20 protein-coding genes are annotated in these 22,777 nt (G+C 62.7%); 9 read left to right on the top strand and 11 right to left on the bottom strand.

The features are described 5' to 3' along the window. Positions 1-140: 140 nt before the first annotated feature. Entirely contained in the window at positions 141-860 is a 720-nt protein-coding gene (locus tag KW846_RS19595; RefSeq protein WP_218484741.1) for a FadR/GntR family transcriptional regulator, read from the bottom strand. 185 nt (positions 861-1,045) lie between these two features. Then, a complete protein-coding gene (locus KW846_RS19590) occupies positions 1,046-2,782 on the bottom strand; it encodes an IlvD/Edd family dehydratase (RefSeq protein ID WP_007979961.1) in 1,737 nt (578 codons plus the stop codon). Between the two features lie 194 nt (positions 2,783-2,976). On the opposite strand from KW846_RS19590, the gene KW846_RS19585 reads away from it, so the two are divergent. The 9 genes from KW846_RS19585 (at position 2,977) to KW846_RS19550 (ending at position 9,930) form a co-directional block, all read left to right on the top strand. Then, the gene (locus tag KW846_RS19585; RefSeq protein WP_218484451.1) at positions 2,977-4,299 is read left to right on the top strand and encodes an MFS transporter; all 1,323 of its coding nucleotides are present in this window, start codon (positions 2,977-2,979) and stop codon (positions 4,297-4,299) included. Positions 4,300-4,458: 159 nt separating this feature from the next. Then, entirely contained in the window at positions 4,459-5,451 is a 993-nt protein-coding gene (araD1, locus tag KW846_RS19580) for an AraD1 family protein (protein ID WP_218484449.1), read from the top strand. Positions 5,452-5,461: 10 nt separating this feature from the next. Further along, positions 5,462-7,042, top strand: coding sequence for an aldehyde dehydrogenase (NADP(+)) (locus KW846_RS19575; protein ID WP_218484447.1), 1,581 nt, complete (start codon positions 5,462-5,464; stop codon positions 7,040-7,042). A 144-nt stretch (positions 7,043-7,186) separates the two neighbouring features. Next, positions 7,187-7,525: a DUF5629 family protein gene (locus KW846_RS19570; RefSeq protein ID WP_218484445.1), complete on the top strand. Its 339-nt coding sequence runs from the start codon at positions 7,187-7,189 to the stop codon at positions 7,523-7,525. Beyond that, positions 7,518-8,687, top strand: a complete 1,170-nt coding sequence (locus tag KW846_RS19565; RefSeq protein ID WP_218484444.1) for a lactonase family protein — start codon at positions 7,518-7,520, stop codon at positions 8,685-8,687. Before KW846_RS19570 ends, KW846_RS19565 begins: the two co-directional genes overlap by 8 nt. Before the next feature lie 156 nt (positions 8,688-8,843). After that, a complete protein-coding gene (locus KW846_RS19560) occupies positions 8,844-9,023 on the top strand; it encodes a hypothetical protein (protein ID WP_007979950.1) in 180 nt (59 codons plus the stop codon). Between the two features lie 199 nt (positions 9,024-9,222). Beyond that, positions 9,223-9,348, top strand: a complete 126-nt coding sequence (locus KW846_RS30110) for a hypothetical protein (protein ID WP_256356799.1) — start codon at positions 9,223-9,225, stop codon at positions 9,346-9,348. 115 nt (positions 9,349-9,463) lie between these two features. Beyond that, a complete protein-coding gene (locus KW846_RS19555) occupies positions 9,464-9,676 on the top strand; it encodes a hypothetical protein (protein WP_116579259.1) in 213 nt (70 codons plus the stop codon). Next, positions 9,673-9,930 carry a hypothetical protein gene (locus KW846_RS19550; protein ID WP_218484442.1) on the top strand — a complete coding sequence of 86 codons (258 nt, stop codon included), beginning with the start codon at positions 9,673-9,675 and terminating at the stop codon, positions 9,928-9,930. The genes KW846_RS19555 and KW846_RS19550 overlap by 4 nt, the downstream gene beginning before the upstream one ends. A 167-nt stretch (positions 9,931-10,097) precedes the next feature. On the opposite strand, the gene KW846_RS19545 is transcribed toward KW846_RS19550, so the two are convergent. From KW846_RS19545 to KW846_RS19505, 9 genes are all read right to left on the bottom strand, one after another. Further along, positions 10,098-10,694 carry a glutathione S-transferase gene (locus KW846_RS19545; RefSeq protein ID WP_218484440.1) on the bottom strand — a complete coding sequence of 199 codons (597 nt, stop codon included), beginning with the start codon at positions 10,692-10,694 and terminating at the stop codon, positions 10,098-10,100. Beyond that, the gene (locus KW846_RS19540) at positions 10,691-14,332 is read right to left on the bottom strand and encodes an AAA family ATPase (RefSeq protein ID WP_218484438.1); all 3,642 of its coding nucleotides are present in this window, start codon (positions 14,330-14,332) and stop codon (positions 10,691-10,693) included. The genes KW846_RS19545 and KW846_RS19540 overlap by 4 nt, the downstream gene beginning before the upstream one ends. Further along, positions 14,329-15,573 carry an exonuclease SbcCD subunit D C-terminal domain-containing protein gene (locus KW846_RS19535; RefSeq protein WP_218484436.1) on the bottom strand — a complete coding sequence of 415 codons (1,245 nt, stop codon included), beginning with the start codon at positions 15,571-15,573 and terminating at the stop codon, positions 14,329-14,331. Before KW846_RS19535 ends, KW846_RS19540 begins: the two co-directional genes overlap by 4 nt. A 251-nt stretch (positions 15,574-15,824) precedes the next feature. Beyond that, positions 15,825-17,477: a BatD family protein gene (locus KW846_RS19530; RefSeq protein ID WP_218484435.1), complete on the bottom strand. Its 1,653-nt coding sequence runs from the start codon at positions 17,475-17,477 to the stop codon at positions 15,825-15,827. Then, complete coding sequence (locus KW846_RS19525; protein WP_218484434.1) at positions 17,474-19,213, bottom strand: VWA domain-containing protein; 1,740 nt, start codon at positions 19,211-19,213, stop codon at positions 17,474-17,476. The genes KW846_RS19530 and KW846_RS19525 overlap by 4 nt, the downstream gene beginning before the upstream one ends. Then, positions 19,210-20,292, bottom strand: a complete 1,083-nt coding sequence (locus KW846_RS19520) for a VWA domain-containing protein (RefSeq protein ID WP_218484432.1) — start codon at positions 20,290-20,292, stop codon at positions 19,210-19,212. The genes KW846_RS19525 and KW846_RS19520 overlap by 4 nt, the downstream gene beginning before the upstream one ends. Further along, a complete protein-coding gene (locus KW846_RS19515; protein ID WP_007979927.1) occupies positions 20,285-20,779 on the bottom strand; it encodes a DUF4381 domain-containing protein in 495 nt (164 codons plus the stop codon). Before KW846_RS19515 ends, KW846_RS19520 begins: the two co-directional genes overlap by 8 nt. Next, on the bottom strand, positions 20,776-21,720 hold the full coding sequence (locus tag KW846_RS19510; RefSeq protein ID WP_007979925.1) for a DUF58 domain-containing protein: 945 nt from the start codon (positions 21,718-21,720) through the stop codon (positions 20,776-20,778). The genes KW846_RS19515 and KW846_RS19510 overlap by 4 nt, the downstream gene beginning before the upstream one ends. Positions 21,721-21,725: 5 nt before the next feature. Next, positions 21,726-22,685 (bottom strand): MoxR family ATPase, encoded by a 960-nt coding sequence (locus tag KW846_RS19505; RefSeq protein WP_007979923.1) that lies wholly within the window; start codon positions 22,683-22,685, stop codon positions 21,726-21,728. Positions 22,686-22,777: the final 92 nt, after the last annotated feature.

Here is a 22,777-nt window from a genome sequence, read left to right as displayed (position 1 = left end):
TGCGGCTTTTTTTATTCGAATTTCACACCGTCCAATGTGGGAGCGGGCTTGCTCGCGAAGGGGCAGGAACAGTCGACATCAATAGTGACTGGCAGTCCCCCTTCGCGAGCAAGCCCGCTCCCACATGGGTTCTTTGGTCGTTATGAAAGATCGGCGCCCAATACGACATTCAACGCACTGCGCGCATCATCGAGCTGCACCAGCGTCGCATGCCGTGCGCCCAGAGCATCACGGTTCTCGATGGCGGTAAGAATCGCCTTGTGCCGCGGCAGCGCCAGTTCATGCAGGTTCGGTCGCTGGTTCGAATGCTTCAAGGCTTCGGCTATCGCCACCGAGAGCATGTTGCACAGGTTGGCCAGCAAGTCGTTGTGCGTGGCGTCGGCGATGCGGCTGTGGAAGTCCAAGTCCGGCTGCAACAACGCCTCCGGTGTCGGCGCGGCTTCCATGCGCTGGTAGGCCTCACCGATGGACGCGATGTCCGCCTCGGTGGCGAATTGCGCGGCGAGGGCGGCAGCGGCCGGTTCGATGATGCTGCGTACACTGGTCAGCAGGTCGAAAAAATGGTTCTGCGGACTGCTCTGCATCAACCAGTGCAGCACGTCCGGATCGAGCATGTGCCAGTCCTTGCGCGGCTTGACCACGGTCCCCACGCGCGGGCGGGAATACACCAGGCCCTTGGCAACCAATACTCGGGTGGCTTCGCGCAGCACCGGCCGGCTGACCGCATATTCTTCGCACAACAGCGCTTCGGCGGGCAGTTTGTCGTCCGGTAGAAAGCGTCCCGAGACGATCTGCATGCCCAGTTCCTGGACGATGCGCGAGTGCATGCTTTTGCGGTCGGAGGGTTTGCGGTAATCCATGGGGAACGGCGCGGTCCTGTGCGAATAGGTGTCGCGCATGATAGCAGGCGCGGCACGAACTTGAGGCGGGCGTAGATCAAATGTGGGAGCGGGCTTGCTCGCGAAAGCAGTGGGTCAGGCAACATATGCGTAGGCTGACACTCCGCTTTCGCGAGCAAGCCCGCTCCCACAGGGGACGGAGGTGATCAGTGGGAGTGACGCGGCACTTCAGCCCCACGGCAACCAACCAGGAAGTCGAAGTCGCAACCCTGGTCCGCTTGCAGCACATGGTCGATGTACAGCTGACGATATCCCCCGACGATCAGATTCTGCGGCGGTTGCAGGTCGGCCATGCGCGCGGCCAGTTCTGCATCGGGAATATCCAGGTGCAACCGGCCGCTGGCGCAATCGAGTTCGATCCAGTCGCCTTCTTTCACTGCGGCCAGCGGTCCACCGGCAGCGGCTTCCGGGGCGACGTGGAGAACAACAGTGCCGTACGCGGTGCCGCTCATGCGCGCATCGGAAATACGCACCATGTCGGTTACACCCTGGGCCAGCAGCTTGGCTGGCAAACCCATGTTGCCCACTTCGGCCATGCCCGGATAACCCTTCGGCCCGCAGTTCTTCATCACCAGGATCGAGTTGGCATCCACGTCCAGTTCCGGGTCGTTGATCCGCGCCTTGTACATGTCGAAGTTCTCGAACACCACCGCGCGACCGCGATGCTGCATCAGTGCCGGCGTGGCGGCGGACGGCTTGAGCACGGCGCCCAGCGGTGCCAGGTTGCCGCGCAAGACACAGATGCCGCCATCGGCGCGGATCGGGTTGTCGAGGGTGCGGATCACTTCGTCCTCGCCATAAATCGGCGCGTCTTTGGTGTTCTCGCCGATGGATTTGCCGTTGACGGTCAGGGCATTCGGGTTCGGGATCAGGTTGGCTTCGCCGAGGCGACGCAGCACTGCCGGCAAGCCACCGGCGTAATAGAACTCTTCCATCAGGAAACGTCCCGACGGTTGCAGGTCGACGATGGTCGGCATGCCGCGACCGATGCGGGTCCAGTCGTCGAGGTCCAACTCCACGCCAATGCGCCCGGCGATGGCTTTGAGGTGGATCACTGCGTTGGTCGAACCACCGATGGCGGCGTTGACGCGAATGGCGTTTTCGAAGGCTTCCCTGGTGAGGATCTTCGACAGTTTCAGGTCTTCGCGCACCATCTCCACTGCACGCATGCCGGACATGTGCGCCAGCACATAGCGGCGCGCATCCACGGCCGGGATTGCGGCGTTGTGGGGCAGGGAAGTGCCCAGTGCTTCGGCCATGCAGGCCATGGTCGAGGCCGTGCCCATGGTGTTGCAGGTGCCGGCCGAGCGGGACATGCCGCCCTCGGCCGCGAGGAAGTCGTCGATGCTGATGGTGCCGGCCTTGACCTGTTCGCTGAGCTGCCAGACCACGGTGCCGGAGCCGATGTCCTTGCCCTTGTGCTTGCCATTGAGCATCGGCCCGCCAGTGACGACGATGGCCGGCACGTCGCAACTGGCGGCGCCCATCAGCAGTGCCGGGGTGGTTTTGTCGCAACCGGTCAGCAGCACCACGCCATCGATCGGGTTGCCGCGTATGGCTTCTTCGACATCCATGCTCGCCAGGTTACGGGTGAGCATGGCGGTAGGACGCAGGTTGGATTCGCCGTTGGAGAACACCGGGAACTCCACCGGGAAGCCGCCGGCCTCGATCACGCCGCGTTTGACGTGCTCGGCAATCTGGCGGAAATGCGCGTTGCACGGAGTCAGTTCCGACCAGGTGTTGCAGATGCCGATGATCGGCTTGCCATGGAACTGGTGGTCGGCGATGCCCTGATTCTTCATCCAGCTGCGGTACATGAAGCCGTTCTTGTCGGCCGTGCCAAACCATTGGGCCGAGCGCAGGGTGGGTTTCTTATCAGACATGATCGGTTCTCTTATTGTATGACTATATTGTTCGAGCTGAGGCGTAACATAAGCTCAAATTGCGACGTTTGGAAGTGTTGTTGAGTAAATAGTATTACTATATAGTCCGCTCAAACGGAGGGATGGCCCTGGCGAATTTTTCGCGAGAGGCGTCCCCCGAGGTTCCATAACAACAACAATCGGAGACCGATCTCATGAGCCAGGAACTGCGGCTTATCCGTCGCATCACGCTGAAACTGATTCCCTTCCTGATCCTGCTGTACCTGATCGCCTACGTGGACCGCTCCGCAGTGGGCTTCGCCAAACTGCACATGGGCGCCGACATCGGTCTGGGCGATGCGGCCTACGGACTTGGCGCCGGGCTGTTCTTCATCGGCTACTTCCTGCTGGAAATCCCCAGCAACCTGATGCTCGACCGCTTTGGCGCGAGGCGCTGGTTCGCGCGGATCATGCTCACCTGGGGCGCCATCACCATCGGCATGGCCTTCGTCCAGGGGCCGAACAGCTTCTATGTGATGCGCTTTTTGCTTGGCGCCGCCGAGGCCGGATTCTTCCCGGGCGTCCTGTACTACATCACCCAATGGTTCCCGGTGCGACATCGCGGCAAGATCCTCGGGCTGTTCATCCTCTCGCAACCCATTGCGATGATGATCACCGGCCCCGTGTCCGGCGGCCTGCTGGGTATGGATGGCGTGCTCGGGCTGCATGGCTGGCAGTGGCTGTTCATTGTCATTGGCACCCCGGCGATCCTGCTGACCTGGCCTGTGCTGCGCTGGTTGCCGGACGGTCCGCAGCAAGTGAAGTGGATGGACCAGGCGGAAAAAGACTGGCTGAGCGGCGAGCTGAAAAAGGACCTGGACGCGTACGGCCAGACCCGTCACGGCAATCCGCTGCACGCCCTCAAGGACAAGCGCGTCCTGCTGTTGGCGCTGTTCTACCTGCCGGTGACCCTGAGCATCTATGGCCTCGGCTTATGGTTGCCGACCCTGATCAAGCAGTTCGGTGGCAGCGACTTGGTGACCGGTTTCGTTTCCGCGGTGCCGTACATCTTCGGCATTGTCGGCCTGCTGATCATTCCGCGCAGTTCCGACCGCTTGAATGACCGCTACGGCCACCTCGCCATGCTTTACGTGCTGGGTGCGATCGGCCTGTTTCTCAGCGCCTGGCTGTCGGTGCCGGTGCTGCAACTGGCGGCGCTGTGCCTGGTGGCGTTCGCCCTGTTTTCCTGCACGGCGGTGTTCTGGACCTTGCCGGGCCGCTTCTTTGCCGGCGCCAGTGCGGCGGCGGGGATCGCCTTGATCAACTCGGTGGGCAACCTCGGCGGCTACCTCGGCCCATTCGTGATCGGCGCACTCAAGGAATACACCGGCAACCTGGCTTCGGGCCTGTATTTCCTGTCGGGCGTGATGGTGTTCGGGCTGGTGTTGACCGGTGTGGTGTATCGCTTGCTGGAACGCAAGCACGTGTTGCCGGCCGATGAGTTTGCCGCCAGCGCGCGTGGGGCCACCCGTACCTGATTTTGAGAGTTCACACCGACCAAATGTGGGAGCGGGCTTGCTCGCGAAAGCGGAGTGTCAGTCACTGGTGATGTCGGGTATGACGGCCTCTTCGCGAGCAAGCCCGCTCCCACATTGGTTCTGCGGTGATTTGAAGTTTTGTTTTACAGGAGAAAACTCATGCATTTGGTTCAATTCGAATTGAGTAACGGCGAACGCCGTGTCGGCGTGGTCGACAACGGCCTGGTTCGTGAAGTGCAGGGCGCGCGCACTGTTCGCGACCTGGCACTGGCGGCGATCGAGGCGGGCGCGAGCCTTGACCAACAGGTGCAGAGCCTGGGGCTGGGCATCAGCCATGACTATGCCGAATTGCAGGCGCAACAGCGCATCCTGCCGCCGCTGGACCATCCGGACCCGGCGCACATGCTGGTCAGTGGTACGGGCCTGACCCATCTGGGCAGCGCGTCGGCCCGGGACAAGATGCACCAGCAAAGCGGCGACGAAACCGCGATGACCGACACCATGCGCATATTCAAATGGGGCGTGGAGGGCGGCAAGCCGGCGGCGGATCAAGCCGGTGTGCAACCGGAATGGTTCTACAAAGGCGATGGCAGCATCGTCGTCAGGCCGGGCCAGCCGTTTCCATTGCCGCCGTTTGCCGAAGATGCCGGGGAAGAACCGGAGATCGCCGGCCTGTACGTGATCGGTCACGACGGCAAGCCGTATCGTCTGGGTTTTGCCGTGGGCAACGAGTTCTCCGACCACGTCATGGAGCGCAGGAACTACCTGTACCTGGCCCATTCGAAATTGCGTAGCTGCAGTTATGGTCCGGAACTGCGGGTCGGTGAATTGCCACAGCATCTGGCGGGCACCAGTCGCATCCTGCGCAACGGCGAAGTGCTGTGGCAGAACGAGTTCCTCAGTGGCGAGGCGAACATGTGCCACAGCCTCGCCAACCTGGAATTCCATCATTTCAAGTACAGCCAGTTCCTGCGCCCGGGGGATGTGCACGTTCACTTCTTCGGCACCGCGACCCTGTCCTTTGCCGACGGCATTCGCACCCGACCGGGTGACGTGTTCGAGATCACCCAGGCCGAGTTCGGCGCACCATTGATCAACGGCATCGCCCCGGTCCCGGCGGCATTCGACCCCGGCACTGTCGGCACACTTTGAGGATTTGCCCATGATCGGGATTATTGGTCACAACTACATCGGCGGGCAACGCAGCGCCGCCGGCAGCATCAAGTTGCAGAGTGTCGATGCCAGCACGGGTGAGGCATTGCCCCACGTTTTTTTTCAGGCGACACCGCAGGAGGTCGATGCGGCGGCCAACGCAGCAGCGGCCGCCTATCCGGCCTATCGCAGCCTGAGTGCGGAGCGACGGGCGCAGTTTCTCGATGCCATCGCCGATGAACTGGACGCCCTCGGTGATGATTTTGTCGCTGTCGTCTGCCGCGAAACGGCGTTGCCCGCAGGCCGGATTCAAGGCGAGCGTGGGCGTACCAGCGGGCAGATGCGCCTGTTCGCCAAGGTGCTGCGTCGCGGTGATTTCTACGGCGCGCGAATCGACCGGGCATTGCCGGAGCGTCAGCCGTTGCCGCGTCCGGACCTGCGTCAGTACCGCATCGGCCTGGGACCTGTGGCGGTGTTTGGTGCCAGCAACTTTCCGCTGGCGTTCTCCACCGCCGGCGGCGATACCGCCTCGGCGCTGGCCGCCGGGTGCCCGGTGGTGTTCAAGGCCCATAGCGGCCACATGGCCACGGCCGAGCAGGTGGCAGATGCGATCATTCGCGCTGCGCAAAAAACGGGTATGCCGGCCGGGGTGTTCAACATGATCTACGGCGCCGGTGTCGGCGAGGCGCTGGTCAAGCATCCGGCCATCCGGGCCGTGGGGTTCACCGGTTCGCTCAAAGGTGGTCGAGCTCTGTGCGACATGGCCGCGGCACGTGCGCAACCGATTCCGGTGTTCGCCGAGATGTCGAGCATCAACCCGGTGATTGTCTTGCCCCAGGCATTGCAGGCGCGGGCCGACACGGTTGCCCGGGACCTCACTGCTTCGGTGGTGCAGGGTTGCGGGCAGTTCTGCACGAATCCGGGTCTGGTGATTGGCATTCGCTCGGCGTCGTTCAGTGCCTTTGTGCAGCAAGTGGCCGTGCTGATGGGCGACCAACCGGCGCAAACCATGCTCAATGTCGGCACCCTGGGCAGCTACGGTCAAGGCTTGCAAAAACTGCTGGCGCATCCGGGAATTCAACACCTGGCCGGCGATCCGCAGCAGGGCAATCAGGCTCATCCGCAGCTGTTCAAGGCCGATGCGCGCCTGCTGATCGATGGCGATGAAGTCCTGCAAGAGGAAGTGTTCGGGCCGACCACCGTGATGGTCGAGGTCGCGGATCAGGCGCAACTGACGGCGGCCCTGAACGGCCTGCACGGCCAATTGACCGCCACCGTCATTGGTGAGCCGCAAGACCTCGAGCAGTTCGCCGGGCTGACGGGGTTGCTAGAGCAGAAGGTCGGGCGAATCCTGGTCAATGGCTATCCGACTGGCGTGGAAGTCTGCGACTCGATGGTCCACGGCGGACCTTACCCGGCAACCTCCGATGCGCGCGGTACATCGGTGGGCACACTGGCCATCGATCGTTTCCTGCGCCCGGTGTGTTTCCAGAACTACCCGGACAGCTTGCTGCCGGACGCGCTGAAGAACGGCAATCCGCTGCGGATCCAGCGACTGGTGGATGGGCAACCATCGCGCGACGCCCTCTAGCGGCTGACCACAATCCCTGTGGGAGCGGGCTTGCTCGCGAAGGCGGAGTGTCAGTCGATAGAGATGTTGAATGTTACCCCCCCCCATTCGCGAGCAAGCCCGCTCCCACAGGTTGATCATTCCAGCCAAGGGAAATGGGGTGCGATGAGCTATCATTGCGTCTTTCTCATTCAAAGACTGATTGCCATGACTGCCCCAACCGACACCCTGCTCAATGCCCTCGAACACTGCGGAATGGTGGAAATCGACGGGCTGCATGCCTTCGAATTTGCCCTCGACGAGTTCGATAACCTGCACATTGAATGCATGGATGGCCGTGCGGCCAAACACTGGGAGTTCACTCCGGCGCAGGTTCAGTCCGCGACCTTCGACACCTCGCTGCAAAGCTGGTTGATCACCGGTGACTCGGGCGAACACCGTTTGGTGTGCCTGGGCGATATCGTCGGCTGTGACAACGAAGATGATGACCAGGACGATGCGTAACCTCTGGCCACTGTTGATGGCCGGCAGCATCGGCGCGATGGGCGTCCAGGCCGCATCCGCCGAGGACTATCAACTGTTGGTGGGCTCCTACACCGCCGGGCAAAGCCAGGGGATCTACCGCCTGGCGTTCGACAGCGCCACCGGGCAGATCAACGCCACTCCCTTGCAAGTGGTGAAAAGCGAAAATCCATCCTGGTTGACCCTGTCGAAAGACCAGAGACACCTGTTCGTGGTCAACGAAAACGGTCCGGGCCAGGCTGATCCGGTCGGGCGCGTCAGCAGTTATGCGATTGATCCCAAGACCCACGGGCTGAGCCTGATCAGCCAGGTGCAAAGCCTGGGCAACGAACCGACCCATTCCAGTCTCAGCGTCGATGGCAGCCATTTGTTTGTCAGCAATTACTCGGTGGCCGAAGACCCCGGCGGCACCCTCGCGGTGGTGCCGGTGGCGGCAGATGGCAAGCTCAAACCGGTGGTGCAGATGAGCAGCCACCCGGCGAGCGGGGTCAATCCCGAGCGCCAGGCCTCGGCGCACGTGCATTCGACCGTCCCATCGCCGGACGGTAAATACGTGTTCTCCAACGACCTGGGCGCCGACAAGGTGTTTGCCTACCGTTTCGACCCCAAGGCCAATCCGCAGCGGCCATTGACCCCGGCCAACCCGGCATTCGTGCAACTGCCGCCCGGTAGCGGGCCGCGTCATTTGCTGTTCAGCGCCGATGGCAAACATGCCTGGCTGACCATGGAAATGAGCGCTCAGGTGGCGGTGTTCGATTACCACGACGGCACGCTCGAGCAGACGCAGATGGTCGACCTGGCTGCCGGGCAATCCGTCTCGGACAAGGCGGCCGCGGCGCTGCATGCCTCGGCCGATGGCAAGTTCCTCTACGTCAGCAACCGTGGTACGGCCAATCAACTGCTGGTGTTTGCCATTGATCCGCTAACCGGACGCCTAACCGAGCTGCAACGCCGGGCGGTAGAAGGCGATCATCCGCGGGAGTTCAGCCTCGACCCGAGCGGCAAATTCCTGTTGATCGCCAACCAGAAGAGCAACCAGATTGTCGTCGTCGAACGCGACGCCAAGAGCGGTCTGTTGGGTAAAACCGTGCAAAAACTGCCGATGGACGCCCCGAGCGACCTGAAGTTTCTGCTGCGTCAATAAGCCGCAGGCCCCGGTTGATGGGGCCTGCCTGCTTTTATCAATGACGCTGATATCTGGTACTGCTACAAAGCATTTCAAGGCATGAACCCTCGAGGGTTAAGTTTGCTTCACGGCCCCACCGGGCAAGCAAGCCAACTGAATCCGAGGAATACCGCCATGAACTTCAACATCTTCTCTGTCATCGCCGCTTCCGCCATTTCTGCCACCGTTGCGCTGCCAGCCAGTGCCAACGTTGAAATCAGCGATAAAAAAGCCCACACCCAGAGCTACACCCAGAAATACCTGCAACAGAGTGCCAACTTCTACGCCGCGCTGGATCACAAGACCCAAGCCTGAACTTCCCCCCCCTGCCTTTATGCAGGAGCGAAGTCACTGATGATCGACAGCTGTTGAAAACGATCAGAGTGATGTCGCTCCTGCATAACGCATTTGCGACAGCATCAGTTTGCTATCAATGTCGCGCTTGATATCACATGGCCATCCGTTTAAATTGACGCTGATTTTTTGACTCCTCCTCACGGCAAGGATCGGCAGCATGGTGACGCGTCTGGCATTGGTTCTTCTGTTTCTCTATTCCACCCCTATTTTGTCGGCATCCGACGCTGTTTCTGGAGAACCGGAAGCTGCGCGCGAGCGCTTGATGAGTTTTATTGAAGACTGAAATAGTCTGGCTTGATGATCAACGAAGCTGATGATCACTATGGATAACCCTGAGTGGTGACCCAGGCTTTTTTGATCGATTCTGTGGGCATTGAAACATGCCTGCGGAGAACATCATGGCCAGCGCAATTCTCACTTCTGCCAAACACGGCGCCTATGTAGCGATCGGCCTGTACCTTGCCATGGTGCTGTGGGTCAGCCTGTCAGCCCAGTCACAATCCAGCTTCGAAGCGCCGATCCAGGTCGCTCATCCCGGCATCCAGTTTGATCACCGCGCGCAAAACGCCAGCGTTGATCAGGCTGAACTCGCAGGAGTCGCCGGCGCATGAAAGGGCACAGACTGTGGGTCATCGCCTTCCTGGCGTTCATGACCAACGGATCCTCCCTGCTGGGGATCGGACAGGGCTCGGCGGGTTCAGTGGCGCGCGCCATCGAAGCCAATCACAACATCGCCCGCAATATCGAAAATGCCAACGTGCAGGGCATGCTGGCAGGCAACCCGCCGATCAGGAATGAAGGCGTGGTTTTCGGCCCGTTCCATGTGGATTGCTCGGCGATCGGGATGTGTGAGGTGTTGGCTTGAACTCTGCTGGTCACTGAATCCTTTGTGGCGAGGGAGCTTGCTCCCGCTCGGCTGCGCAGCAGTCGTAAACCGGTTGATATGGTTTACCTGAAGAATTGAGTGCAATGGATTTGGGGCTGCTTCGCAGCCCAGCGGGAGCAAGCTCCCTCGCCACAGTGTCGGTGTGCTTACTTGCGCATCACACTGGTAAACAGTTCAGACTCCAGAAACCGCTGCAACCAGTCCTGCAACCGCCGATACGGCGTCTGCGCAAACCATTCACGGTCGACGTGGGCGAACTGCCGCACGAAGGGCATCAGCGCCACGTCGGCCAGGCTTGCATGGTCGGCCAGCAAATAGTCGCGTCCCTCCAGCAACTCATCCAGCCTTTGCAAAAACACCTCGCCCTCGGCGCGATACGCCTCCATCGGCTGCTCGGGATAACGCTCGGCGTACTTGTAGCGGTTCAAGTGCACCTTGAACACCTGATCGTTCTGTTCGATCAGGCTGGCGATTTGCGCCGCTGCGTCAGGATCATCCTTGAGCAACCAGTCTTGCGGATCGTTCTGTGCCAGGGCCCAGCGCATGATGTCGAGGCTTTCGTCGATCACCCGGCCGTCGGCGCTCAGCACCGGCACCGTGCCTTTGCCCGACAGCGCGAGCATCTCGGCGGGTTTGGCCTTCAGGCTGACTTCGACGATGTCCACGGCCACTGCCGAATAACGCAGGGCCATGCGTGCGCGCATGGCGTACGGGCAGCGGCGGAAGGAATACAGCGTGTTCATTTCACCTCCAGGGTGCTCAGGCCGTTGCCCTGGCGGCGGACCTGAATCTGCACCGGAATCCGTTCATGCATTTCCTGTACGTGGGAAATCACCGCGACCTTGCGGCCCTGGGCCTGCAAGCCGTCGAGGGCGTCCATGGCCAGTTGCAGGGACTCCGGATCGAGGCTGCCGAAGCCTTCGTCGATGAACAACGACTCGATTTTCAGCGTGCTCGATGCCATCGACGCCAGGCCGAGGGCCAGTGCCAGCGATACCAGGAAGGTCTCGCCACCGGACAGCGAATGCACCGAACGCAGTTCGTCACCCATTTCGGTGTCCATCACCAGCAACCCGAGCATGCTGCCGCCGCGCTTGAGGCGATAACGGCGCACCAGTTGGCGCAATTGCACGTTGGCGTGATGCACCAGCAGGTCGAGGTTGTAGGCCTGGGCGATCTTGCGGAAGGTGTCGCCGGTGGCGGAACCGATCAACGCATTCAGGCGTGCCCAGCGTTGATACTCGTTGTAGGCGCCGGCAATCTGTTGGGCCAGGGCCTGATTGGCGTTCTGCCGGCGCTGGTCCTCGACCTGCTCGGCGCGCAGTTCGGCGCAGTGCTGCTCGCTGACGGCGAACTGGTTTTGCAGGTCGGTGAGGGCAGTGGCGAGTTGCTCGGCATCGAGATGGCCGTTGTGCTGGGCTTGATGGTCGAGCAAGCGCTGATCACGCTCCTGCAGCAGCACCTTGGCCTGTTCGATGGCTTTTTCGTTGTGTTGCAAGCGTTGGCGCAGTTCGCTGACTTGCATGTCGTCGACCCGCAGCAGATCTTCGAGGCCACCGTCATCCAGCTCAGGATGTCGGCCGCGCCAGTCGGCGATCTTGTCGGTGAGATCGCGATCTTCGTTTTCCAGCGCTTGCAAACGCTCCTGCTGTGCCTTGAGTTCGGCGGCGATCTGCACCCGTTGCGTACGTACCTGCTGCAGCTCCTGCGCCGTTGTTGCCTGGGCATTGCGCGCTTGCTCTACGGCGCTTTCCAGCCCTTGCTGCCACTGCTCGGCGCTGCCGTGCTCGCCCAGCAGTTGTGTAAGTTGGTGCTGGCAAGCCGTTTGCTGTTCGGCCAGTGCACTGAACTGCTGCTCGGCGATTTGCAGTTGTTGTACGCGGGTTTGCTGGCGATCCTGTTCTTTCTCTAGCGTTTGTTGACGCTGTTGCTGCTCGGCAAGTTCTTCTTTCTGCTGATCGAGCTGTGTGAGGCGTTCGGCGATCTGCCGATCCAGCTGCATGAACGTTGCAGCAGGCTCCATCCGTAGCGCATCGAGGGTTTCGGCCGGCAGGAGACTGCCGAATGCGGCGAGTTCCTCGTCGAGCCGTTGACGGTCGCTGTCCAGTTCGCGCTGCTGGTTGCTCAGGTGCTGGGCCGCTTGTTGATGCGCGGTTTCGGCATGGCGCAATTGCTGGGTCAAGCGCGCGGCGTCCTGCTGCAGGGTGAGCAGGGCGCGCTGACGTTGTTCGTCCTGAGTGATGCTCTGGTTCAACTGATCGTTTTGCCGGGTCAGCCAGGCGTCGCGCTTTTCGGTGTCCTGATCCAGCAGCTGTGGGGCCAGTGGGTGAGCGTCGAGGCTCGGTGCCAAGGCTTGTTGCTGGGCGTCCAGTTGCTCCTGTTGTTGCAGCAGCTCCTTTTGCCGGGCGATGACGCCCACCACCTCTGCGCGCAGTTCGGTGAGCTTTTCCTTGAGCTGGTCGACCGCTTGCTGCGCGCGGGCCTGTTCGTTTTCATCGTGGCGACCGAGGCTTTGCAGCAGCGCTTCGGGCTGATGGTAAGGATGCTCGTGACTGCCGCAGACCGGGCACGGCTGGTCGTCCTGCAACTGCGTGCGCAACTCTTCGACACTCGCGCTGCGGGCCAGACGTTGGCGTTCCAGCAGTTCCCGGGTGACGTTGAAGGTTTGTTCGGCGACCGTCAGTTCGGCTTTGGTTTTCACCCCGTCCTGAGTCAGGCGCTCACGTTCCTGTTGCGCGGCAAGCTGACGTTGTTGCAGTTCGGCGCCGCGCTTGTCCAGTTCCTGCTGGCTGGCCCACAGCCGCGTCAGGTCTTCGATGGCGCGCAGCTGTTTACGGTTGTCCTGCAACAGGTTGCCGAGGATGCCGATCTGCTCGGCCACGGCGTCCGGCTCCGCGCCGGCCTCCTTGAACAGCACTTCAAGTTGCTGCTTTTGCAAGGCGAGCTCTTCGCCGCAGCGGGTGGCGGTTTGTTCGAGGGTCGCCAGCTCGGCCTGGCCTTGGTTCAAGCGGTTGCCGATCAACATCAACTGTTGCAGGCGATCCCGATAGGCATTCCACGCGTCGCTGAGCGGTGCCAGATGGCCGCTTTGCTCAAGCTCGGTGGCGATACGCTGCAAACGTTCGGCAACCTGGTTCTGCTTTTCCAGCAAGGCTTGAATGGCGCTTTGGCCCTGGATGCAGGTTTGTTTTGCGGTGTGCTTCGCGTCGGCGCTGAGGGCGGTGTCCCTGGCCAGGCGGGCGAGGGTGCTTTGTTCCTCGAAGGCCTGACGCAGTAGCGGAGCACTGTCGGTTTGTCGTTGCAGGGCTTCGCTGAGGGCAATTTGTGTGGCAGAGAGGTTTTGCTCCAGCAACGTCTGGCGTTCAGTCAGTTCGTGCTGCTGCCGGGTATGGGCAGCAACCTGGGCGGCCAGTGGCGTCAGCAGTGCATCGAGTTCGGTTTTGCGGGCGAACTGATGTCGTTGCGGGCCGAGTTGTTCCAGCCGTGTCAGCTTCAAGCGTTCGCCGGCCAATCCTTCCCACTGCTGTTGGGCACCGTGAAGTTGTTCGGTCGCGGCAAGTTGAGTGTCCTGCAACTGACGCAAATCCTTGAGCCAGGTGTGCTGCTGCTCAAGCTGTTTGAGTTGTGCCTGCTGCAACTTCAGCTGTTGCTGCGCGGCATTGAAGCGCTCATCCAGTTCCGCACGGGCATGTGGCGCCAGCGGTGTCACTCCGCTGGCCTGATCCTGCAGCAGTTTGTGAACCTCGCGAGCCTCCTTGGTCTTGTCGAAGGCGCGACGACCGAGGCGGGTGTAAAGCGCCGTGTCGGTGAGTTTTTCCAGCAGTTCGCTGCGGTCGTTGTCGTCGGCCTTGAGGAAGGCGCTGAACTCGCTTTGCGCCAGCAGCACGGCGCGGGTGAACTGTTCGAAGTTCAGCCCCAGTGCGGCCTCGAGCTGAGCCTTGTATTCGCCTTTCTGGCTGGCCAGCAACTGGTCCTGATCGATGTCACGCAAGCTTTGGCGACTGGCCTGCAGCTTGCCGGCGGCCTTGTCCCGGGCGCGATTGGCTTCCCAGCGGGCGCGGTAACGGCGGCCGTCGACTCCGACGAAATCCACTTCCGCGTAGCCTTCACCGGTGCCGCGACGCAGCAGGGTGCGCGGGTCGCCGGTGCCGATTTCGCCGTCGGCGTCCGGCACTTTGGCGTCGCGGCCGGTGTTGTTCAGGCGTGGTACGGCGCCAAACAGCGCCAGGCACAAAGCATCGAGCAACGTACTTTTACCGGCACCGGTGGGGCCGGTGATGGCGAACAGTCCGGCACTGGCCAAGGGTTCGGCGGTGAAGTCGATTTCAAACGGCCCGGCCAGGGAGGCGAGGTTTTTCAGGCGGATCGCGAGAATCTTCATGGCTGTTCGCTCTCCATCTGCACGTCCTGCAACAGCTCGGCAAAGTCCTTGAGGGTTTGCTCGTCGACCTCGCTGCCGTAGTTGTCCTGCCAGGCGCGGCTGAACAGCTCCTGGGGCGTGAGCTGGTCCAGTTCGATCAGCGCGCTGCCCTCATCGGCACCGTCACGGCCGCCATTGCCGGCGTACTCGGCGGCGATGCGCACCAGGCGCACGGCCTTGCCTTGCAGGGCGGTTTCCACTTGATTGCGCAGGTCGGGCTGCGGCTCATCGAGGCGCACCCGCACCTCCAGCCAGGGTTGGCGCTGGATGTCGGCCAACAGGTCGATGTCCGGCAGGTCCGCCAGCTGCAGCAGGATCTCGCTCAAGGGCGCCGGGCCGATGCGTTGCAGGTTGACCGCGCGGGGAATCAGTTTCGGCTCGACGCTGACCAGGGTTTCGCCGTCGAGCTTGATATCGAGAATCTGGTGCTGATAGCTGATCTCGGAGAACGACAGCGGAATCGGCGAGCCGCTGTAGCGGATGCGCTCCTCGCCGTTGACCTTCTGCGGTTTGTGCAGGTGACCGAGGGCAACGTAGCTGATGCTCGGCCCGAACAGGCTGGCGGGCAGGGCTTCGGCGTTGCCGATGATCAGGCTGCGCTCGGAGTCTTCCGACACCGAACCGCCCGCCATGTGCGCGTGGCTGATGGCGATCAGTGCTTGGCCTGGCGTGCGCCTGGCGTTGGCCGCTTCGATCAGCCATTCGTGCACCTGACCGATCCCGCGCAGGTAGTTGTCGCCCAAATGCGCGCCGGTGACTTCCGCCGGGCGCAGGAACGGCAGCGCCAGGCACCAGGCGGTGACTTCACCACTGGCGTCAGGCAACGGCAACAACAGGCGCTCGGCATCCAGCTGTCCGTCATCCAGCCACAGCACACGACCGAGCGCATGGGTGCGCAAGCGGCGCATCAAGGGGGCCGGCAGCTCGATCCGCGAGCCGGAATCGTGGTTGCCGGCAATCATCACGATGGTCAGCGACGGCTGCTGCTCGTGGGCGCTGACGATGAAGTCGTAGAGCCGCTCCTGGGCTTTGACCGGCGGGTTGACCGTGTCGAAGATGTCGCCGGCGATCAACAGCACATCCGGCTGATCCAGTTTCAGCTGGCGCAACAGCCATTCGAGAAAACAGCCATGTTCGAAATCGCGATCCTGGCCGTGCAGGTTTTGCCCCAGGTGCCAGTCGGAGGTGTGAAACAAGCGCAAGGCGGACTCCGGTACAAAAAACAGGTGGTGGCCGCGTGAAAAATGAAGGCGGCGAAAGGGGGGAGAGTTTACTGGTAAAAATGCCCGGTCGCGCGATGGAATGCTCTGTGGCGAGGGGGCTTGCCCCCGTTCGGTCGCGAAGCGGCCGTAAATCCGGGCAGCTCGGTGTGCCAGAAAAAACTTGGGGCCGCTTCGCAGCCCAACGGGGGCAAGCCCCCTCGCCACAAATGCATCCTTGCCGGCGAAGGGTTCTATTTCGGATAAAGCGGCGGCAACCCACTGTCACCGACCGGATCCTGCACCCGTTCGGCCATCGGAATCGCCTTGATCGCCCGCCACAACTCGTCACCTTGCCAGTACTGGCCGCTTTCGCTGTAGAGCGCGCCGTTCAAGCCGTCGAGGGCGTTGGACAGGGGCACGAAGCGGGCGGCCATGTCGGCCAGGGTTTCCGGTTGTTGCCGGGCCCAGGCGTCGAGGGCCTGGCGGGTGGCGTGGGAATCATTGGCCAGGCAGGCGCGCTTGAGGTCGTCGAGCACGGTGCGCGGGCTCGGGCCGGTTTGGGCAGTGCGCGCCACCGCCGGTTGCCAGCGGCCACGCCACCAAAGGCCGAAGCCGAGCAGGGTGGTGCAGGCCAGGAACAGGGAGCTGAGCTTCCAGCGCCACAGGGCTTCGCTGTCGGCGCCGGCTTCGACCGCAGACGCGCCGGCCGGGGTGTCGACCACCAGGCTCGGGTTGGCCGCCACGTGCAGCGCGCGCGCGGGCAGGCTGCTGTGTTCCAGGTGGTCTTCGAAGGTGTTCCACCACACCACGTCGACGGTGGGCAGTTCGATGGCGCCGGTCCGTGTCGGCACCAGGGCCTCGCGGTCTTCACGGCTGCCAACCAGGCCGCGTTCGCTGTTCTGGTTGCCGAGCACCGGTTGATCCGGGTAGCGGCGCAGGCCGCCGACATCGGTGCCGGGCAGCGGTGGCAGTTGGGTGCTGGACAAGCCTTCGGCCGTCACCGTCAGGCTGCGGGTCAGTGAATCGCCGACCTGGGCGTGGTCCGGTTCCGGGCTCCAGCTTTCGCTCAGGGTCAGGCTACGCGCAGGCAGCCAGGGGGCTTCGGCCGGCCAGGTGATGGGTTTGGCCTTGACCGTCAAAAGCAGTTCGGCCGAGGTGACGCGCATCAGCTTGCCGGATTTCGGCCCCTGGGCAGTGCTGTCCTGTACCGGCTGAGCGTCGACCAGCGCCGCGTTGAAGACCTGTGCCGGAATGATCAGTTCGCCACTGTGTTGCGGGTAGATCGCGTAGCGCATTTCGATCACACCGTGGCGCAGGCCATCGATGTCTTTTTCGTAGGTGCGTGATTCGCCCAATTGTTCGATGCGTGCGTCAGGTATCTGCAAGGGTGGCAGGCTGCTGTCGTCGTACAGCGACACCGAGTGGTAGATGCGCAGCGTCAGGACTGCCTGGGCCTGAACGTAGACGCTGGTTTGATCGAGGCTGGCATCGATGAACACCGGGGCGCGTTTGTTCGGGTTGTCCGGTGTTTCACTCTCGACCACTTGCAGGGTGATCGGCTGGCTCTGCAGTTCGCCCAGTTGCAGGGGTGGAATCACGACGCTGCCGTTTTGCCGCGGCAGGAGGGTGATGATCCAGCGCGTGGCGGCCTGGTTTTCACCGCTGAGGGTGTTCAACTGGTTGACCTGGCGGGTGCCGCGCACTTCGAACAAGGGCTCCAGCGGTGTCAGGTCGGGTTTGCCGAACTGGGTCACGTCGGTGGATTCCAGGGTCAGCTCGACCGTCTCGCCTGAGCTGAGGCGACTGCGGTCCACACTGGCGGCCAGCTCTGCAGCCTGCACCTGGACAGTGCAGAACAACAGGCCGTGCAACAGCGCGAGCAATAAAACGGTGAAGCGGGTCATCGAGTTTTTTCCTGATCCTGATGTTGTTGCTGTTCGTACCAGAATTTTCGCCGTAGCAGCTCGCCGGGGTCATCCGGGATCTGCCGCAACCACTGCTCCAGTGCCTGACGCTGTTCACCTTCGATACTGTCGGTGGCAGGGCGCAAGGGCGGCGTGGTGTGCTGTTCGTCACCCAACTCGCTGCCGGGCACTTCATTGGCACCCGGTCTGGGCGGCGACACCGGCGGTTGCGCGGTGTTGGAGTCGGCCGGCGGTTCTTGCGCCTGCGGCTCGCCGCTGTCCGAAGATTGCGATGAGACGCCCGGTGGAGTCTGTTGTTGCATGGCCTGGGGTTCATTGCCGGCGGAAGGGTCCGGTTCCGGGGCAGGCGGGCTGTTTTTCTGCTTGAGCAGCTCTTCCACCAGCGCTTTGTTGGTCAGCGCCGGGCGCAAGTCCGGTTGGCGTTCAAGTGCCTGTTCGTACGCGTCCAGGGCCGCCTCCAGCTCACCGCTTTTGGCCAGGGCATTGCCTCGATTGTAGTGGGCGTGGGCATCGTTGCCTTCTGCGAACCGCTCGGCGGCGCGGGCATAGTCTGCGGCTTCATAGAGCGCCACGCCTTGCCACTGGTGGTCTTCGAAGCGCCGGGCGGCTTCGGCCGGGCGCTTTTGCTTGAGCAGGTGCACGCCTTGTTGGTCGGGACGCAACCACAGGTCGACGAGATCGAACGCGTAGCTCGGTTGAGGCAACGCCAATAACAGCGGCAGGCACAGCAGCCAGCCGCGACGCCCCGCGCAGGCCGCCAGCAACAGCAGCGGTAGCAACAGCCAGTAACCTTGATCGGCCCAGGTGTCCAGGCGCAGGGTCTGACCGTCGTTGCGCAGGTTGCGTGGGCCGTCGAACAGGCCAAGGGCATGCAGGTCACTGTCGTCCAGGCGTGCCTGGCGAAAGCGTCCATCCAGGTCGTTGGCAAAAGCTTTCAAGCCTGGCTCGTCCAGGCGCGGCACGAGAATGGCCCCTTGTTCATCCTTGAGGAAACTGCCGTCCTCCTGGGTGATGGGCGAGCCTTCGGCGGTGCCGATGCCAAGCATTAGAAATTGAGTCGATTTGCCGTTGAGCGCATGACGGATGCCCAGCCGTTCCTGTTCGGTCAAGGACGAACCGATCAGCAGGATCCGGCCGTCGCCCAGCGCCGCTTGTTCGAGCAGTGCCAGGGCCTTGATCACCGCTAGATCGGCGCGATGCCCGGCCTCTGGCATCAACGACGGTTTCAGTGCGTCCAGCAGATTGCGGCTGGTGGACAGATCATCCGACAGCGGTACCAGCGTGTGGGCGCTGCCGGCGTAGACGACGATGGCGGTTTGCGCGTCGCTGCGAATCTGCAACAGATCGAACAACTTGCGTCGCGCCTGTTCGAGGCGGTTGGGCATGACGTCGGTGGCGAGCATTTCCGGGGTCAACTCAAGCACCACCACCAGCGGGTCGGCGGGCTTTTGACTGGTCTGCTCTACACGCTGCCAGCCCGGACCGAGCAGGGCGAGCAGGGTCAACAGCCACGCGAGACCGAGGGCGATCCAGGGCAGTTTACTGTCACGGCCACTGCCGCCACTGAGCAGTGCGGCGTGAAAGGCCGGTGGCAGAATCATTTGCCAGCGCCCGGCGCGCTTCTTGCGGTGCCACAGTTGCCAGAGCAACCAGCCAAGCACCGGCAGCAACAGCAGCCACCAGGGGCGGAACCAGTACGGCCACAGCGCACTCATCGACGCCTCCGCAGGCGCAGGCGTTTGAGACGCTGGCGCCAGTCAGGCAGCAGTTGGGTTTGCAAGAACAGATCCTTGGTGAACAAACGTTGCAAGGGGTTGTCCGGCCAGAGCACGGGGGCCACCAGCAGCATGCTCAACCACAGCGCCAGGGCCAGTGGCCAGTGGTACAACGCTTGAGTCGGGCGGGCCTGGGTGGGTTGCTGGGCCACGGGCTCCAGTTGATCCAGGGTGTCCTTGATCGCCTGCAGCTCTTTGCCGTCGCGAGCACGGAAATACTGGCCGCCCGTGACTTCGGCGATGGCCTTGAGGGACGGCTCGTCCAGGTCCAGGCTCGGATTGACGCCGAGAAAGCCGACCGTGCCACTTTGTTCCGGATCGGCGCCGATGCCGATCGGGTAGATTTTCACGCCTTCTTTGGCGGCGAGTCGCGCAGCGGTGAGCGGGTCGATTTCACCGCCATTGTTGGCGCCATCGGTCACCAGGATCAGCACGCGGCTGGTGGCCGGACGCAAACGCAGGCGCTTGAGGGCCAGACCGATGGCATCGCCGATGGCGGTGTTTTTACCGGCGATGCCGATGCGCGCCTCATCGAGCCAGACGCGCACGGTGTGGCGGTCGAAGGTCAGCGGTGCCTGCAAGTAGGCCTGGCTGCCGAACAGGATCAACCCGACCCGGTCACCTTCGCGGCCTTCGAGAAAGTCGCCGAGCAGATGCTGGACCAGTGACAGGCGACTGATGTCTTCGTCCTGCCATTGCATGTCAGGGAAATCCATGGACCCGGAAACGTCCACTGCCACGAGCAGGTCACGGCCGCTGGCGGCAATCGGCAGGGGCTCGCCGAGCCACTGCGGACGAGCCGCCGCGACCAGCAGCAACAGCCACAGCAGGATGAACGGTGCCTGCTGGCGCCAGGCTGGCAGGTTGGCCCGGGCGCGTCGCCCGGCGAGGCCTTCCAGGTCGCTGAGGAAGCTGACCTTGAGCGCCGGTTCACCACTGTCGGCCACTGGCAATAGGATGCGCATCAGCCACGGTAGCGGCGCAAGGGCAAAAACCCACGGCCAGGCGAATTCAAACATGTTTGCGAATCCACGTATCGACGGCTTGGGTCAGGCCGGCAATGGCCTTGTCGTCGAGTTTGCATTCGGGTTTGTAGGCGCCTTCCACGAGCACCATCCAGCGGGTCAGGCCGGCCGCCGGGCAGCGATTGTCGAGGAACGCCAGCCATTTGCGGCCGTTGAGGGTGTGGCTCTGGCTGTAGGGATAGTGGTTGCGGCATAGACGCTTGAGCAGGCCGTTGAGTTGCTGCAGCCAGGCACCCGCCGGCGCACCGTCGTAAGGCTTGGGCATCAGTGCCAGCTCGGCCAGGGCCGCAAGGCGTACCGGGTCGAGCGGCTGTTCGGCACGTACCACGGGGCGTTTTTGCGGAATGAAGCGACGCAGCTTCCACAGACCCAGGCCGATCAGCGGCACCACGAGCAGCAGCAGCCACCAACCCGGTGCCGGAGGCCAGAACTCCACCGGTGGCGGGGATATCAGCGGTTGCAGTTGATCAAGGCTGCTCATCGGCCTTTCCCCGGTTTCTGTGGGTTCAGGTACTCGCGCAGTTGCTCGACCATCTCGCTCTGAGTGCTCAACGGCATCATCAGCACCCGCAGTTTCTGCGCGAGCAGTTCCCAGCGGGCGATTCGTGCTTCGGCCTGGGCCCGGTAAGTCTGGCGCAGGTCGAAATTCAGCGTGTCGAGTTCCAGTTGCGCGCCGCGTTCGGCGAAACGTAACAGGCCGGCGGCGGGCAGGGCATGGTCCAGCGGATCGGACAACGGCAGCAACAACAGGTCGCAGTGGCGCGATAACAGGCTCAGTTGCTGCTCGGCGCTGTCCGAAAGGGCGCGTTCGTCGCAGATCACGATCACCAGGCTGCCAGGGCGCGACACTTCCCGGGCGCGGCGCAGGGCAATGCCAAAGGCGTCGCGGTCCGGCTCGCTTTCGCTGTTGAGCGACTGATTGACCCGCACCAGCCGGTTGAGCAACTGCAGCAAGCTTTGCTTGCTGCGCCGAGGCTTGATTTCGTAGTGCTCGTTGTCGCCATACACCAGCCCGCCGACCCGGTCGTTGTGCCCCAGGGCGGCCCAGCCGATCAGGCTCGCGGCCTGGGCGGCGAGCACCGACTTGAACATCAGGCCCGAGCCGAAAAACAGCCGGCGGCTTTGTTCGACCATGATGAAGATCGGTCGCTCACGTTCTTCGTGGAACAGCTTGGTGTGGGGTTCCTGGGTACGGGCAGTCACGCGCCAGTCAATGGTGCGCACATCGTCGCCGGCCTGATAGACCCGCACCTGATCGAAGTCGACGCCACGTCCGCGCAGTTTGGAGTGGTGCAGGCCGATCAGCGGGCTGCGCTGGCTCGGCGTGGAAAACAATTGCACTTCACGCACGCGATGGCGCATCTCGATCAGGTCGGCGAGGCTGACACGGATGCCCGGCTCGGGCGGCAGGCTGGCGTTCATCGGGGTCAAGCGACGGCTACGACGTCGAGAATCCGCTGGACCACCCGGTCCTGATCGATGCCAGCGGCTTCGGCTTCAAAGGAAAGAATGATGCGATGGCGCAACACGTCGAACAGCACGGCCTGGATGTCTTCCGGGCTGACGAAGTCGCGGCCGGCCAGCCAGGCGTGGGCGCGGGCGCAGCGGTCCAGGGCAATCGAACCGCGAGGGCTGGCGCCATAGGCGATCCACTCGGCCATTTCCGGGTCGAACTTGGCCGGGATGCGGGTGGCCATGACCAGCTGCACCAGGTATTCCTCCACGGCGTCGGCCATGTACAAACCGAGGATTTCCTTGCGCGCGGCAAAAATGGCCTGCTGGCTGACCCGGCGTTCGGGCTTGGTTTCGCCATTGAGGGCTTCGCCACGGGCCTGTTGCAGGATCTTGCGTTCAACGGTTGCGTCCGGGAAGCCGATTTTCACGTGCATCAGGAAGCGGTCGAGCTGGGCTTCAGGCAGCGGGTAGGTGCCTTCCTGCTCGATCGGGTTCTGCGTGGCCATCACCAGAAACAGGGGCGACAGCTCGTAGGTGCTGCGCCCCACACTGACCTGGCGCTCGGCCATGGCTTCGAGCAGCGCCGACTGGACCTTGGCCGGGGCGCGGTTGATTTCGTCCGCCAGAACCAGGTTGTGGAAGATCGGGCCTTGCTGGAACACGAAGCTGCCGGTTTCCGGGCGGTAGATTTCCGTACCGGTAATGTCGGCCGGCAACAGGTCGGGGGTGAACTGGATGCGGTGGAACTGGGCTTCGATGCCTTCGGCGAGTTCTTTGATGGCCTTGGTCTTGGCCAGGCCAGGGGCGCCTTCGACCAGCATGTGGCCGTCGGCGAGCAGGGCGATGAGCAAGCGCTCGATGAGTTTTTCCTGGCCGAGAATCTGCGTTGAAAGAAAGGTTCGCAGCGCGAGCAGCGCTTCACGATGTTCCATCGATGACTGTTCCTGCAAAAGGGTGGCCGAGGACGTTCGACATACGCCAGGGCTGGGGGCGTTACTTTAATCCATCGCGGGGGGCGGCGACT

The organism is Pseudomonas sp. PDM32 (assembly GCF_019219225.1).
GTDB lineage: Bacteria > Pseudomonadota > Gammaproteobacteria > Pseudomonadales > Pseudomonadaceae > Aquipseudomonas > Aquipseudomonas laurylsulfatiphila.
The sequence above is the reverse complement of the archived record's forward strand: the minus strand, read 5'-3'. Positions and strand labels throughout refer to the sequence as shown.